This window comes from Mycoplasma sp. 773 (assembly GCF_053851515.1).
Genome location: NZ_JBSQAV010000010.1, coordinates 15,672 through 32,265, shown reverse-complemented (window position 1 = coordinate 32,265; position 16,594 = coordinate 15,672). Strand labels below are relative to the sequence as shown.

At 29.0% G+C, this 16,594-nt stretch carries 12 protein-coding genes and 1 tRNA gene; 7 read left to right on the top strand and 6 right to left on the bottom strand.

Annotation, left to right across the window (positions count from 1 at the left end; all coding sequences use genetic code 4):
* Positions 1-222: 222 nt before the first annotated feature.
* Positions 223-1,101, bottom strand: coding sequence for a translation elongation factor Ts (gene tsf, locus ACWXVJ_RS02745; RefSeq protein ID WP_455966471.1), 879 nt, complete (start codon positions 1,099-1,101; stop codon positions 223-225).
* A gap of 29 nt (positions 1,102-1,130) precedes the next feature.
* Entirely contained in the window at positions 1,131-2,018 is an 888-nt protein-coding gene (rpsB, locus tag ACWXVJ_RS02740; protein ID WP_455966470.1) for a 30S ribosomal protein S2, read from the bottom strand.
* 447 nt (positions 2,019-2,465) lie between these two features.
* On the opposite strand from rpsB, the gene ACWXVJ_RS02735 reads away from it, so the two are divergent.
* A complete protein-coding gene (locus tag ACWXVJ_RS02735) occupies positions 2,466-6,383 on the top strand; it encodes an MAG2960 family serine endopeptidase lipoprotein (RefSeq protein WP_455966469.1) in 3,918 nt (1,305 codons plus the stop codon).
* A 70-nt stretch (positions 6,384-6,453) separates the two neighbouring features.
* On the opposite strand, the gene arcA is transcribed toward ACWXVJ_RS02735, so the two are convergent.
* Positions 6,454-7,686, bottom strand: coding sequence for an arginine deiminase (gene arcA, locus ACWXVJ_RS02730; RefSeq protein ID WP_438340628.1), 1,233 nt, complete (start codon positions 7,684-7,686; stop codon positions 6,454-6,456).
* A 336-nt stretch (positions 7,687-8,022) separates the two neighbouring features.
* Between arcA and rpoE the strand changes: the two genes are divergently transcribed.
* The 4 genes from rpoE to ACWXVJ_RS02710 all read left to right on the top strand — a co-directional run bounded on the left by rpoE (position 8,023) and on the right by ACWXVJ_RS02710 (position 10,686).
* Positions 8,023-8,292: a DNA-directed RNA polymerase subunit delta gene (gene rpoE / locus ACWXVJ_RS02725; RefSeq protein WP_455966468.1), complete on the top strand. Its 270-nt coding sequence runs from the start codon at positions 8,023-8,025 to the stop codon at positions 8,290-8,292.
* 30 nt (positions 8,293-8,322) lie between these two features.
* Positions 8,323-9,165 carry a class II fructose-bisphosphate aldolase gene (locus ACWXVJ_RS02720; RefSeq protein WP_455966467.1) on the top strand — a complete coding sequence of 281 codons (843 nt, stop codon included), beginning with the start codon at positions 8,323-8,325 and terminating at the stop codon, positions 9,163-9,165.
* Positions 9,165-10,511, top strand: coding sequence for a thermonuclease family protein (locus tag ACWXVJ_RS02715; RefSeq protein ID WP_455966466.1), 1,347 nt, complete (start codon positions 9,165-9,167; stop codon positions 10,509-10,511). Before ACWXVJ_RS02720 ends, ACWXVJ_RS02715 begins: the two co-directional genes overlap by 1 nt.
* A gap of 81 nt (positions 10,512-10,592) precedes the next feature.
* A tRNA-Ser gene (locus tag ACWXVJ_RS02710) sits at positions 10,593-10,686 on the top strand.
* A gap of 83 nt (positions 10,687-10,769) precedes the next feature.
* Here ACWXVJ_RS02710 and argS read toward each other — a convergent pair.
* Complete coding sequence (gene argS, locus ACWXVJ_RS02705) at positions 10,770-12,404, bottom strand: arginine--tRNA ligase (protein ID WP_455966465.1); 1,635 nt, start codon at positions 12,402-12,404, stop codon at positions 10,770-10,772.
* Positions 12,405-12,462: 58 nt separating this feature from the next.
* On the opposite strand from argS, the gene ACWXVJ_RS02700 reads away from it, so the two are divergent.
* Both ACWXVJ_RS02700 and rlmB read left to right on the top strand, forming a co-directional pair.
* Positions 12,463-13,671, top strand: coding sequence for a class I tRNA ligase family protein (locus ACWXVJ_RS02700; RefSeq protein ID WP_438340623.1), 1,209 nt, complete (start codon positions 12,463-12,465; stop codon positions 13,669-13,671).
* Entirely contained in the window at positions 13,671-14,375 is a 705-nt protein-coding gene (gene rlmB / locus ACWXVJ_RS02695) for a 23S rRNA (guanosine(2251)-2'-O)-methyltransferase RlmB (RefSeq protein ID WP_455966464.1), read from the top strand. Before ACWXVJ_RS02700 ends, rlmB begins: the two co-directional genes overlap by 1 nt.
* Before the next feature lie 40 nt (positions 14,376-14,415).
* Here the strand turns inward: rlmB and arcC are convergent, their stop codons facing one another.
* Positions 14,416-15,351: a carbamate kinase gene (gene arcC, locus ACWXVJ_RS02690; protein WP_438340621.1), complete on the bottom strand. Its 936-nt coding sequence runs from the start codon at positions 15,349-15,351 to the stop codon at positions 14,416-14,418.
* Between the two features lie 2 nt (positions 15,352-15,353).
* Positions 15,354-16,397 carry an ornithine carbamoyltransferase gene (gene argF / locus ACWXVJ_RS02685; protein ID WP_455966463.1) on the bottom strand — a complete coding sequence of 348 codons (1,044 nt, stop codon included), beginning with the start codon at positions 16,395-16,397 and terminating at the stop codon, positions 15,354-15,356.
* Positions 16,398-16,594 lie beyond the last annotated feature (197 nt).

The following is a 16,594-nucleotide window of genomic DNA, read 5'->3' as shown; positions in this document are numbered from 1 at the left end:
AAATCTCCAGATTTAATATTAGTTAAATTCTCCAGCCTTTCCTGTTCTCAAGCGTAATGCTAAAGATAAAAAATAAGGTGTTAAAGTTCTCCAAAATGTGTTTATCTAAAGATAATAAACCTAAGTTTATAAAAGAACTCAAAGAATTGATCATAGATTGTCTTTCTAGTTTTAAATTAGCATAAAAAAACTACCACATAATTTGGTAGTTAATCTTAATTATTATTTAGCCATTTGTTCGGCAACTTCTGCGGCAAAGTCAACTGTTTTCTTTTCTATTCCTTCACCAACCTCATATCTTTTAGCACTAACTAAAGTCAAGTGAGAATCATTTAGATACTGTCCAACAGTTTTAGTATCTTCCATTACGAAGGGTTGATATAATAAAACACCTTTTTCGTTTAATTGTTTTCTTAGTAAACCTTCCTTAATAGATTGTTGAATCTTTTCAGGCTTATTTGCTAGAGCAGGTGATGCATCCAACATATCATGAATACCCTTTAACTCAACTGGACACAAACATTGTTCTGTTAAATAAGATGGGTTAAGAGCAGCAATATGCATCGATACATTTCTTAATGCTTCAGCATTCATACCCTTACCCATAATAATCGTTGCCACTCTATTATTAGCATGGGTATAACCGGCCACAATTTCGCCTTCCTTAGCAACATATTTTAGCGCTCTTCTTAATGTTATTTTTTCACCAATTTTTGCTGTTAATAAACTAGTTTGATCCTCGATTGAAACACCATCAATTTTAATTGCCTGTAATTCTTCATCACTGGTAAAATCATTTACCAACAATGATTCACCGATTTTATTTGCTAATTCAATAAATAATTCATTTTTAGAAACAAAATCTGTTTCAGAATTAAGTTCAAATATAACTGCAACGTTATCTTTAACAACAGCTCTAACGATACCTTCGGCTGCGATTCTTCCAGCTTTTTTAGCAGCCTTTAAAATTCCTTTTTCTTGTAATCAGTCGATTGATTTTTCAACATCATTGTCATTAGCCTCAAGCGCTTTTTTAACATCTAAAAATCCTAAATTCGTTCTTTCTCTTAATTCTTTAATTTTATTTAAATCGATTGACATATATACCCTTTCTTATACTTTGAGATAATTTATTTTTCCTCAGGTGTTTTCGAAGATTCTACTAGTTTATTAAATCTTCTTTCTCTCATTTCTCTCATTTCGCTTGTTCTAGGATCTTCTGGTAAAACAATTTCCTCATTAGTTTTATAAGCAAATAATTGAGAACCACCTCTAGCAGAAGCAATAGCATCAGCTAAAATTGTAATAATTAAAGTTAATGATTTTGCCGAGTCATCGTTTGCTGGAATAACAAAATCTACTAAATCTGGATTTGAATTTGTATCATGAATTGCAAAAACTTTTAAACCTTTTCTCTTTGCTTCTCTAATAGCAATTTCATCTTCAACAGGTGAAGCAACAATCATAACTTGTGGCATCTGCGCTTTATTAGCTAGTTTTCTAATACCACCAAGGTTCTTTTGCAACTTAGCAATCTTCTTATCATTTAGAAGACCTTCTTTTTTAGTATATCCTTGATATCCATTTTTTTGCAAAGCTTCTAATCTGTCAAGTTCCTTAACACTCTTAAAAATTGTTTGCGAATTTGTTAAAGTTCCGCCCAATCAACGTTCAGTAACATAAACTGAATTAGTTCTTGCTGCTGCTGCTTCAATAGCAGATTTAGCTTGTTTTTTAGTACCAACTCAAATAAATGAGATTGGTTTTTGAGCCATTTTATTTAATAGTTTGTATGCGTATTCTAAAGTTTTTTGAGTTTTAGCAATATCGATGATATGTATACCTGATCTTTTTCCATAAATGTATTGTTTCATCTTTGGATTTCAACGGCTTACTCTATGACCAAAATATGTTCCTGCTTCTAATAATTTTTCTCTTGAAACAATAACGGGTTCGCTAGATACTGCAGTTTTTTGTTCAACTGGCTTTTGTTCAACTTGTTTTTGTTCTGTTGTCATTTTTTTAATCTCCTTTTTAAGATATAAATAAAAATAAGTTTGTTTTTTCTCCCTATTGTTTCTAACAATCAACACCAAAAAAGGCACATGCGATTGAATTCACAATAGTGTTTGATAAATTAATTTTGTTTTTTCATAATCTATCGATACTTTTATAAAAAGTACTTTCAAATTTTAACACAATTTTAGTAAAAAAATAATAAGTTAGAAGACTGAAATTTATATGGTGGATTAATTATATGAATGATTCAGTACATACCAAAGGATTGACAAATATAAAAAAATAGAAATTTAAATCTAAATTTAATCAACAATAAGGAGTTTTGTTATGATAATTCAAAATTTTTTTGTATAAAAATACATTTCTTTTTTAGCTTAATAGAAGTAAAAATTAGGTATAATAAAAACACTTTTACATAAGATAAAAATTTAATATTGAGGTTTTTTATGCAAAAAAGCAAAAAGAAGAAGATTTTAATAGCAAGTATTTCTACTGTTTCAATGCTAGGTATTATAGGGACTGCTGTGGGAATAGGATATGCTACTTTTTTAAAAAACAACAAACAGCAGCAAGAAACACAAGACTTAATCACGGCTGCTAAAAATTTAGTTGCAAACATAGTGAATGAGGATAGCAAAAGAGATTTTTTAAAACAAATTAATGATCCTAAATTTAGACAATATTCGCCTAAAAATTATGCTACTCTACAAATTATTTTAAAAAACATAAAAAAGCAGATAGAAGAGGATAGAGCATTTGTTTTATCAAAAATTAATCAATTAAAAAACAACGAAATAAAAAATAATCTTCTCAATCATTTTCAAAATAACAATGATGCCGCAAACCTAAAAAATATTTTAGAAGAAACTAACAGACAATTAATATTGCAAGAAAAAGCAAAAAGTTTGGAATTAGCTAAAATAGAACTAAATGCCTTGATAAAAGATTTAAGTAAGGATAAAAAAGAAAAATTTATCATCCAAATAAGTGAAGCTAAAACACTAGAAGAAATAAATCTAATTAAAAAAAATATTATTGATTTCCTATCAAAAATAAGTACTGAAGATCAACTATTAAAAAATAAAATAAATGCCCTAATCGAAAAAATTAATGCATCTGATATTTCAAACAATGATAAAGAAGAACTAGCAAATAAAGCTAAATTAGCTACGAACAATAATATCGAAGAAATTTCAAAATTGCTAGATTTAGAAATAAACAAAGCAACTCTAAAACAAGAAGCGTTAATTTTGCTTAATAAACTTTCTAAAACAAAGCAAAAATACAAAGAATTAAAACAAAAATTTAGTAATAAAGACGCAAACGTCGACGATTTTAATGATATTAAAAATCAAGTTAATAGTTACTTAAATAAGCTAAAATCTGATGTGGAAATATTGCTTGATTCCTTTCAAGATGATAATTTAAAAAAGGAATTAAAAACCGAATTAACTAGTGCTGATAATGAAGAAAAAATATTAGATATTAAAGCAAAAATTCTTGCTCATCAAATGAAACCGGATGTGCAAAAATTATTAGAATTAATTTCAAGACTTTCTAGTAAAAATCCATTAAAAAAAGAGTTGTCAGACCAACTAAACCAACAAAATATTAATGCAAAAGAAATTGACAACATCATTAAAAAGTTAGATAATGAAATTCAAAAAATTTTAGACAAAACTGCTAAAAACATAGAAAGGCTTGATGGATCACCTAAATATAATGAATACCAAAATGAAATTAAAAAAGGTAATATAACTGAAGATGAGCTAGAACAAATTAGCAATGATGCCAATAGTATCTTTGATGAATATAACCAAGAAGCAATTGCGTATGTAAATGCTCTTAACATTGAAATAACAATCAAAAACAAATTATCAACCTTAATTAAAACTTCTAAAAATATAAAAAATACTGATTTTTATAAATCAAAAGCAAAACTATACAATGATATATCTTCAATTCATGACATTGATAAACAAGAAAAACTAAAAAATGAACTAGAAAAAATTTCTTTCACAAATAATGATTATCGTGATATTTTTGGCGAGTTATCACAAAAAATTAATAATGAAATAAGCAAGCAAAATAATAATTCAAATGAAGCACCACAAATACCATCTCCAAACGTGCCGGATATAACCCCATCACCAGGCATAGATGTACCTGCTCCTAACTATGAAAAAATAAATGATAGTCAAGCATTACTTGCCGAAGCTCAAAAACAAATATCAACAGTAAATGAATTCTTTGAAAAAACAGATAATGATCCTGAATTGGTCGATGAACGCCATAAGCTCGCAATAGCATATACAAACTTAATAAAATATCGCGACCGCCAAAGAGATTACAATAATAACATCGAAGAATTAAATAATGCCCTAAAAGAATTTAAAACACAGTTATATAATCTAAGCCAAAAATTTAAGAAGATTATTAGAAACCATGAGCTTCAAAAACTTAATACCGATATAAACTCAACAACTAATAATTATAAAACCGATTCACCAAAGCACAGTCTAGGATTTGATTTAATATTCAATAAATCTACACAAAAATTCAATGATGCCAATGCTATTGTCACCCAAACACCTTATTATAAAAAGAAACTTCAAGAATTTAAAAACTATCTAAAAACAGCGAATAACAACACTGGTTTAGATTTATCAAATAATCGCTTAGATCCTGGTTTTTTAAACTATCTTAAGGAAGTTGGCATATATGGAGAATATGGTGATAATGATGAACAAAAATGACGTCAATTCTTTAATGGATACAATAAAGAACATATGATGAAAGCTTTGTTCCTTGACACTTTTGATACCATACCCAACAATTCTATCGAAATTAAGCAAGATGAGAATATTGCTAATAAAATTAAGGGAATTATAAGAAACAACCCTTTTGGCTATCTTCCATCTAATCTAAGTCAGTTTCTTTATTATATCGACTTAGATACAATCAAAAAAATGATAGACTTCAATCAAGAAATTGAAGAAATAAAGGCTAAACATAATGATTTAAGTGGCGAAATAACATTATTATTTAAAACTAAATCTACACAATTTAGACATTTAACACTTAACACAAGAAATTCATTGCTAAGAAAAAATGATGATTTTTATCAATACATCTATGATAGGTCATTCTCACTAAATTATAAAGGTATTTATACAGTACGGCCACCCTTTGGTGGAAGTCCTTCGCAGCGCTATACAAGTACTTCTGGGACAGCATGAATTGTAGACAGAATTGATAATAAAATAACAACCAATAAAAATGGCGGCGAAGAATATGAATTTTTAGTTGCAACCAATGCACACGTTGCATCATTAACTCATATCTTTGACAAAAGTATTGTGTACAACAAAAATACAGATAAAAAAAATATTAATAACTTTGTTGGAAGACTAGACCCTAATTTTAATTTCAATAAGCATAACTATGAAACTGCGGATAATGGTGAAATTATTAATGATTATCAAAAATACTTTAAAAAATCGCTAAACACACATCAGGGTACTGATACAAAAAGTCAGTATTTAGATTGGATATACTACACTCCAAGATTTAGCTCGAAGGGATTGAGAGCAAATCGGGCTGTCACAAATTTCTTTGATAAACTCACAGATGTCAATAACCGCCTTGGGACAGTTAAAAATGGCGGAGCTGATTTTGCAATTCTTAAACTAAGATTCACTAAAAATAATATAAGGGATCTATTTCCTACCCTATACGAAATTTTAGATACACCAGCCGAAAAGGATTGATATATTGGTTTTGGTAATGAAACAAATAAGCAAAAGAATCACGAGAGCCCCATCCAAACTCATTTTGTGCTCGGTTTTCCAGATGTCAATGGAACAATTAAATTAAATGCTGCCAGATCACAAGGTGGCTATATTGAAACAAAAAATCGTGTTGTTGATAATGATAAAAATAACAAAGATAACTTTAATAGCTTATGGGTAAGATATAACGAAAAAGAAAACAAAGATTGAAATAGTATAGACAATAAATGAATGGACTATGAAAAGCCATTTGGAAAAGCATCTGAACATGGAATGCCTAAAAATATTCTCCAACAGATGACAACACTATATCTTAACAATGAAAAGAACGAATCACTTGATAGCGGTTCAAGCGGTTCGATGGTAATAGATTCAAGATTTAATTTAATTGGAATTAATTTTATTCATATTGTCGAAAGTGACAATTCTGAAAACAGGGGTAACCAAATTATCTTGTTTAGAGGCGAAAGTGAATATGATCCAAAAGAATTTTCAGGTGATATAAAGCATGATTTCATAACAAAACTTGAAGTAGATAAGCTTAAAACTATTAAGCTAAACCCTAAAATTTAAATCAAAAAAATATCCCCAGCTTATTGCTGAGGATTTTTAATATATAAAATTCAATAATTTTAGATAGTTACTATCACATAACATCTTTACGTGATAAAGGCATTGACATGCAACGTGCATTACCCATACCTAATGATAATTGGTTACCATGGAATGGAAGAACCTTGATTCCAGCAGCTTCTAAGGCAGCGTTTGTCTTTTCGTTACGTGAATAACCAATAACAACACCTGGTCTAATTGCTAGATAGTTTGTACCATCAAAGTGAGTTTCTCTTTCAATTTCCATTTGTGAAGCACCTTCACCAGCAATTGGAATTAAGATAGGTTTTTTGTTAATAATTGATTCTAATAATTGTTCTAGTGGTAAACCATTTTCCATTGGTTGTGGTTCTTCTCCACCATTTACTAAATCATAGTCTCAGAATTTAAATACATCATTAGCAATAGGTGAGTATAGGAATTTATCCTTGTCCAACATTGTTAGTCATGTGTCTAAGTGCATCAAGTTTGTTCATTTAGGAACATTGATTGCAACAATACGTTTGAATTCACATTCTTTATTAGCAACAATATTCTTAGCTAACAAGGTTATTGTTTGTAAATCGGTTCTTTCTGAAACACCAACTACTAAGGTTTCGTTGTTGTAGATAAATACGTCTCCACCTTCGATTGATAATTTTAGAGATGGGTCGTAGTATCATGGTGTGTTTACAAGTTTAGGGTGATTTGAAAATACAAACCTTGAGAATAATGTTTCACGTTGTCTAACTTTGTAACGCATGTAGTGAATTGTTACACCATTACCAACTGATGCAAATGGGTCACGGGTAAAGTATAGGTTTGGCATTGGGTCAACGATTAATTCGTGATCTGCTTCAATACCTAAATCATACTTGGTGATTCCAGCCATCATAATTTCAACTAATTCTCTTGATGACATTTTTGATTTTAAGAAGTTTCTTACAACCATTTTGTGTTCTTCTGAAAGAACAGGTTCTGAGTCTTCTAAAAATTCCTCAATTAATTTGTCTTTAGCTTCTTGTGATGCTAAATCATATGTTTCTGCAACTAGGTCAGTTAGTTCAACAACATTGATGTCGTTAGCTTTTAGTTCTGATACAAATTGTTTGTGTTCTTTTCTTGCATCATGACTTTCTAAGATAGCTGAGAATAATAATTCATCTAGTCTAGCTGGTGTAATGTAGTCAATTTCACGCCCTGGTTCGTGAACTAAAACCGATTCTAATTCTCCGATTTCTGAATAAACGTGAATTCCTTTAAATTTACTGTCAAATACAGACATTTGTTTCCCTTTCAAATAAGTGATGTTATTTAGCGTATAAAAAAGTGCAAATAAATGCTCTATTTATACAATATTAATTATACTACACTTTTATTTTTTGGGTTTTTATACTAATTTAAACTAAAAAATAAAAAATAATAAAATAAAATAAGAGATTTGAGACTTGACAATGCCGGAATTTTTAAGTTTTTAGACCTTATTATTAGTTGAAAAAATAGAGTTTTTTTAACATTTCATATTTTTAAAATTCCTAATAAATTTAAATAATAAGTATTTATAATTATAATATATTTAATACAAGGTAAAATATATACTTATCGTAAATAAAGAGGTTATATGACAGAAGAAAAAGAATATAAAACATTACTTGATATTACTGAAGAAATTCTAAATGAAAAACAAAATTTAGATTTCTATAATTTATTTAATTCAATACAAAAAATTCTATTAGAAAGATGAAGAAGTGAAAGTGTTGATACTAGTACTGATGAAGAAATTTTACTAAAAAAACGCGGGGAATTATACCGTTTACTAACTGTAGATGGAAGATTCTTTCACAATGCCGATGGAACATGAACAACAATTAGACCTGACTATAAAAACTAAACTTATTTTGTTTGGTTTTTTATTTTGTTTATGATAGTTAATGCAAAAGAATTATTAAAAAAAGCATATAAAAACAAAGATGTTGTGTTCCATATTAATATTAACAATTTAGAATGAGCTAAGCAAGTTTTGCTTGCTGCTAACAATGCAAATAAGCCGATTATTTTGGGGGTGAGTTCATCTGCTGCTGAATATTTTGGCGGTTACAATGTTTGCTATAGTGTCGTGAATTCTTTAATACAGGATTTAAAAATAACAATTCCCGTTTGTCTTCATTTAGATCACGGAACATATAACGATTGTATTAAAGCAATCGATGCAAATTTTTCATCTATAATGTTTGACGGAAGTAAATTACCATTTCTTGAAAATCTCAATATAACAAAAAAACTTTATAAAATATGCCAAAAAAAAAATATTTCACTTGAGTGTGAAATTGGAAGAATAGGAGGAACGGAGGATGGCATCGTCAGTGACATTGTATATACAAAAATTGAAGAAGCGATTGAGTTTAAAAGTGTGGGTATTGATATGCTTGCTATTGGTATTGGCAATATTCATGGTGAATATCCAAAAAATTGAAAAGGTATAAACTTCGAATTACTAAATCAACTAAATCAAGCTCTTCAAATGCCGCTTGTCTTACATGGTGGTTCGGGAATTAGTGATGCAGATATCAAAAAATGCATTCAAAATGGTATTGCAAAAATTAATATAAATACCGAATTGCAAATAGAGAATGCAAAGGCACTTGAACACTTTCTTAAAAACAATAATATAATGGAAAACAAAAACTATAATCCGAGAAAACTTTATAAAAATAGTAATATGGCTATTTACAATAAAGCATTGGAGATATTAACCAAATACTAATGAAAAAAAATATAAAAAGATTTTTATTATCAAGTCTAATAGCTCCTAGCCTTCCGATAGTTAGCTATATGCTAGTTCAATGCACAATAGAAAAAAATAATGATACACAGAAACTATTAAGAAAAATAACCGAATATAAAAATACAATTAGTAAAAATGTCATAGATTTAAAGTTATGTAATGAGATTGCAGACATTACAAACGAGGATTCAAAAAGCTATTCAAGAAAAAAAGATCAAACCTTTTTAAAGCAACTAATAATTATTCTAGAAGACATAAAAAAATTCCCCATAAATAATCAAGCATTACCAATAAATATTGATAAATTAGCGAATAAATTAAAAGTAATAAATGAAATTTGAATTTCTATCTTCAATAAGCATAGCCTATTAAATAAGAAAGAAAACAGCCAAATAACTACAACGTTTTTAAAAATTAGATCTTTGCTTTCCTTTAAGAAGGTTATTGATACAGAAGTCTTTGACTCAATAATTAAAAAATTCATTATTTTAGCTAAAAAAATAAGAAAAACTTATACAAAAAAACTTTCACAATGAAGCGAACAAGAAATATCGTTATTAAAATTCTTATTTAAAGATTTCCAAATTAATGATAATAAAATAAATAATGGTGACCTTGATGAAATTTTTAATAACGATTCCAAAATAGATAGCAACGAGAATAGCCAAGATAAAAAAGATATAAGTGCAGAAGATAGCAAAGACAAAGAAATATACCTAACTAGTAAATCTATTTATGTTAATAACAAAGAATACCTTCTATCTAATGATTTTAGAGAAAACAATGCCACCGAAGTATCTGCTTTTAAGATAAATGATGGTGATACTGCTGAATTAAAAAACATAAAAAATAATAAAACTTTTAGATTCAGGTTTTCTGGTATCGATACACCAGAAACATGGAAAAAAGTAGGGCAAAAATTTGAACCAACAGTTGGGTTACAATTTAAATATGGTAAGATTGCAAAAAACTTTACAACAAGAAATCTTCTTGAAGCAAAAAAAATTTGAGTAATTCCCCAAACAACAATTAGTGACCAAAATAAGGATGAAAATAAGAAATTCTTTGATGCTTATGGTCGAATTGTCGCAATAATTTTAGTTTATAAAAACGACGGTTCAATAATTTGCATCAATAAAGAACTCATAAAAAACGGCTTTAGCAAAGTTTCTTATATTTCTCTTGATAAAAGAAGCAAATATTACACAAAAAATGAAAACTTTTATTTTTGATTAAAGAATAATGAAAAAGAAGCAAGAAACCAAAAATTAGGAATATGGTCAGATAATATTAAGGAAATTTATCCTCCAAAAAGAATAAAATAATAAATATTTACTTGTCTTCCTTATTATTTCACATAAATTAACTTATATTAGTATATAATTAACAATGCTTAAAATAGGCATGGGTAAGTACTCAAGTGGTCGAAGAGGCGGTCCTGCTAAGACTGTAGGGGTGTATAAAGCACCCGCGGAGGTTCAAATCCTCTCTTACCCGCCATTTTTTATTTATTCTTTTGGCCTCTAGAAGCAATAAAAAACACCAATCAAGTGGTGTTAACTAATTATATTTTAGAACAAAAACTACATTTTTTCAGGAGTTTCTAAATCCATTAACTTCATCGCATCAAATAAAACTATTTTAATAGCTTTAACTAAAGCCACATAGCTTTCCTCGTTTTGAGATCCAATAACCTTAACATTTGAATAAAATGAATTAAATGCTCTAGCCAATTTTAGTAAATATGGTGGCAATAAATTAACCTTGTATGTTTTAGCCATTGTACTAATTAAGTCTGGGTATTCCTTCAATTGAGCTACTAATTTTTGTGAAAATTCATCAGTTAGATTGGTTGCTATAGGGTTAACATAATTAAATTTTTGCAATAATTGAGCACAACGAGCATGAGCATATTTAATAATATACATCGAATTGGATTCATCTGTACTTGTAACTTTTTTAATATCAAAATCAATTTTTGAATTGTATGATCTTTCGATCAAGAAAAATCTAATTGCATCCTTGCCAACTTCATTCATTAATTCTCTTAATGTTAAAGACGTTCCCAGACGTTTAGACATTTTAATTTCTTTGCCGTCTTTCATAACTCTTATTAATTGGAATAAGATAATTTCTAATTGATCTCTACGGTATCCTAGATCTTCAAACGCAAACTTGACACGTTCAACATAACCAGAGTGATCCGCTCCTCAAACATCAATAATAATTCCTTTTTCTGAGTCTTCAAGTTGTCTAAATTTTTGTTCATGATAAGCAATATCTGCACAAAGATAGGTTGAATCACCGTTTCTTTTAATAATAACTCTATCCTTATCATCTTTGCCACCACTTGTGGTTTTTAATCATGTTGCCCCATCTTTTACGTAGGTGGTTTTTAATCTTCTTATAGCAGGTCAAACCAAATCATTTTCATATTGCGCTTTTTCTGAAGTATATATATCAAATCACACACCAAATTTCTTTAGATCTTCTTCAATATTTTTTAGAGCAAATGTTCTACCAAAATCTCTAAATAATAATTCGATTTCAGGTGTATATTCTACACCCTTATATTCTTCGTTATGCATTTCATAAAATGCTTGTGCAAATTCTACAACATCACCACCGCGATAAGCATCTTCTGGTAGTTCATATGAAGGATTAAATATTTGTTGATATCTTGAATAAATTGATACTGCTAATTTATTCATTTGGTTACCATAATCATTTACCAAATATTCCCTAATAACTTGGTGTCCGGCTTTTTCTAAAATGTTGCATAGTGTAGCCCCAATTGCGGCATTTCTAGCATGACCAATATGTAGATAGCCAGTAGGGTTTGCAGATACAAATTCTACATTAATCTTTCCTTTTCCTTCCTTAGAAAGACTTCCAAAATTTTTTCCAAGTTTATTGATTAAATTAACTGTATCTGCAAAAACTGAATTAGATACTCAAAAATTAATAAATCCAGGCTCTGCTATTTTAATTTCACTAATTTGACTAAATTTATTTAAATCAATATTTTTAACAATCTCTTGGGCAATTTCAATTGCCTTTTTGCCTAATTCTTTTTGCAATGTTAGTGCAATATTGGTAGAATAATCTCCGTAGTTTTTAGCCTCCGTTAATACTACAGGTTTATTTATCTTTAATTTGTTCAATGCTTCTTTAATTGAACATATAATAATTTCTTTTGCCGATTCCATAATTTCCATAATTTATTATTATATAATAAATTGTTTATTTTAAGGATATATCATATATAATGTTTTCATGAAAAAATATTATTTATGTGGTCCAACAGTTTATAACTATCCTCATATTGGAAATATAAGACCATGTGTTACATTTGATATCCTTATAAGAGCCCAAAGATTTCTAGGAGAAGAAATATTTTATCTTAATAATATAACTGATATAGATGACAAAATTATTAAAAAGGCTATAGATGAAAACAAAAGCGAACTAGAAATAGCAAGAAAATATGAAGAATATTATCTTGATTTATTCAAATTGTTTAATCTTGAAATGCCAAATAAAATAGTTAGAGTTACTGATTCATTAAATGATATGTATGAATATATACAAAAAATGATAGATAAAAAAGCAGCATATAAAGTAGGCGGCAACGTTTTTTTTGATGTCTTAAAATTTAAGGAATTCTATGGTTCTGTTAGCAAACAAAAAATTGAAAATTTAATATCAGATGATGATAATAATGAATTAAATAAAAAAAATAAGCAAGACTTTGCTTTATGAAAGGAAACTAATATTGGTATAAAATTTGAAAGCCCTTTTGGCCCGGGACGTCCTGGCTGACATACTGAATGTAGTTGTTTCATATCAAAATATTTCAAAGGCGAAACTATTGATATCCATGGTGGAGGTATTGATCTAATTTTTCCGCACCATGAAAATGAAAATATTCAACATTATTCAATATACAATAAGCCTCTTTCACACAACTGAATTCATTTTGGAACACTAAACTATAAGAATCAAAAAATGTCTAAGTCAATAGGAAATCTTATTTTTCCCCATGATTTTTTAAAAAAATACCATCCGGATACTTATAAGCTAATGATATTAAGTACCAATTATGCTAAGCCGATAAATGTTAGCGATGAATTATTTGATTCATTGCAGAAACTTATAAATAAGTTTATTGTCATTAATAATACTGTCCAATTAAAAAACAATACTTATAAAATTAATAAAAATAAAGTTGATGAAATAATTAAATTGTGCGCAAAATTGAATTTTGCGCAAGCAAATAAGGAAATAATACAACTTTCAAAAATAGAAGAAAACTTTAATACATTCCTAGAAATAATGAAAATTCTTGGTTTTAGTTTTACAAATAAAAAAATCAGTAGCAAAGACCTCGCTCTTTATAATCAATGACAAAAATTATTAGATGAAAAAAAATATATACAGGCCGATAATCTAAGAAAAATATTAAAGGATAAGAAATTAATATAATGAAGAACTTTATATATGGAAAAAATTCAGTCCTTGAAGCTATCGAAAATGATTTTCCTATTAAAAAGATATTTCTATTAAAGGGATTACAAAATAATAAAATTAAAGCCAAAAATATAACCTATCTACCAGCAAGTGAAATGAATAAGATAATCAATGGTAATCATCAAGGTTACATTGCAGAAATTGAAAGTTTTAATTATCATGATCTTGGTTCAATTTATAAGGATAAGGCTGAGACAATTTTAATTTTAGATCATATACAAGATCCACAAAACTTCGGAGCAATAATTCGTTCAGCTAATGTTTTTGGAATAAGACATATTATCATACCTAAAAACAGAAGTGTAGACATAACTCCGGCTGTTTTGAAAACCTCGTCCGGCGGATTTAAAAATATCAAAATCATCAAGGTTGCTAGCTTGTTTGAGGTTATTGAAAACTTAAAAAATAATGGTTTTTGAATATATGCAACAGCACTAGATAAAAAAGCCAAAACAATATCAAATACAAGTTTTAGCTTTCCTGTTGCCTTAATTATGGGTAATGAAGAAAGCGGAGTATCAAAAACATTACTAAAACACGCAGATGAAGTAATTTATATACAACAAGATTTTGATTCTGTTCAGTCATTAAATGTTTCTGCTGCTACCGCCATTTGTTTGTATGAATTGTACAATCAAAAAAATAACAAAATAAAATAGTTGGGATTGCGTCCCAACTTTTTTATATATAAATTTAAAATTAATTTAAAGTAACTTTTGTACCAATTTTTTCGGCAATAATGTCTTCTAAATCTTTTAAATCTCCGATGAATGCAGCCTTTCCGCCTTCTTCAACAAACTTAATAGCAGCTTGCACCTTTGGTAACATACTTCCAGGAGCAAATTGTTTTTCTTCGATGTATTTTTCAAGATCAGCTTTTGTTGCGTGTTTTAGATCTTTTTGTTCTGGTTTTCCGTAGTTTACTTTAACGTAGTCAACTGCAGTTAAAACAATGAAGTAATCTGCATTTGTTAAGGCAGCCATTTTTGCTAAAGCAAAATCCTTGTCAATAACTCCATCAACTCCATTGATAAAACCATTTTCATCCTTAACAGTAGGGATACCACCACCACCACCAACGATAACAGTAGCTCCAGCTTCAATAGCGTTCTTCATTTGGTTAATACCAACAAAGTTAATTGGTTTTGGCGAAGCGACAACCTTTCTAAAACCACGTCCAGCATCTTCAACAATAACACTATTAGGATTAGCCATTTCTGCTTCTTCTCTTGTCATAAAGAAAGGACCAATAGGTTTTGTAGGATTTTTGAATGCAGGATCCATTGGATCTACTAAAGTTTGAGTCAATAGATATAGCACTTCTTTTTCTTCTAATCCTTCTTCCTTAAATGCATTGGTAATTGCATTAACCATATGGTATCCAATGTATCCTTGTGACATAGCGCCAGCTTCTGGTAAAGGAACTAATGGTGATTTAGGATTAACTGATGCAGCACTAACAAAACCATTGAAAATCATGCCAACTTGTGGCCCATTTCCGTGGCCAACAATAACTTCATGGCCGGCCTTAACTAATTCAGCAATTTTTTTCGCAGGAATTTTAACTAATTCTTTTTGTTCTGCAGGATTATTTCCTAACGCATTCCCACCTAAGGCAATAACGATTCTACTCATAATTAATATCCTATTGTAGCTAGAATAACAGCCTTAATTGTGTGCATACGGTTTCCAGCTTGTTGAATTGATTTATTGTATTTTGATTGGAATACTTCGTCAGTAACTTCCATAGCTCCGGTTGCAACAACTGGGTATTTTTGTCCAAGTTTTTCTTTGATTTCTGATGAGAATAAAGTTTTATCATCATGGAATGCAGGTAAACAGTGCAAGAAAATAACACTTTCTTTTGCTGCTTTCATCATAGCCATATCAACTTGAAATGCACCAAGTTCTTGAATACGTGATTCAAATAGTTCAAATGGTTCACCTAATGATACTCAAACGTCTGTATAAATAGCATCAGCATTCATAGCAGCCTCAATCTTGTTATCTGAAAATGAAACTGATCCGCCGTTACGTTCAAAAAGCTTTTGAACAGCTTCATAAACATCTTTATGGTTTGGCCCACTTTTAACAATTTCTCATTGTGATTTAGGACCACATAAAACAATATGAACACCAAAGAATGCAGCACCAATCATTAATGAACGAGCAACATTGTTTTTAATGTCACCTGCGAAAACAATTTTCTTTCCTCTTAGATCACCTACGAATTCCTTAAATGTTAAGTAGTCAGCTAACATTTGTGTTGGGTGTTCAGCATCGGTTAAACCATTTCAAACTGGAACACCTGAATATTTAGCAAGTGCTTCAACATCTGTTTGTTTAAAACCACGGAATTCAATACCATCATACATTTGGCCTAAAACCATAGCTGTATCTTCAACTGATTCTTTTTTACCAAAATTAGATCCTGTAGGTCCAATGTATGTACAGCTTGCCCCTAAATCAGCGGCAGCAACTTCGAATGCACAACGTGTTCTTGTTGAGTCTTTTTGGAACATAATAACAATGTTTTTTCCTGTTAAAGGACGATTGTTAGTATGTAGCCCTTGCATTTTAGCTTTCTTTAATTCTCAAGAAAGATCTAAAAGGTAATTGATTTCATCGGTTGTGAAGTTTAGAGCTGTATCTAAACTACGACCTTTTAAATTCATTGGCATATTATAAAATCTCCTATGTTTATTTGGTTATATATTTAATATTTTTAGATAGACTTTTTATAGTTTTTAAGTGTTTTTTGGTTATATAAAACACGCTAAAATTATAGCAATTTTTTTATTTTTTTAAATAGTTATAGCTTTATTTAGCCTAAAGTAAAAAATAAATGAAATTTAAAAAGAACAAAAAATATAAGCTA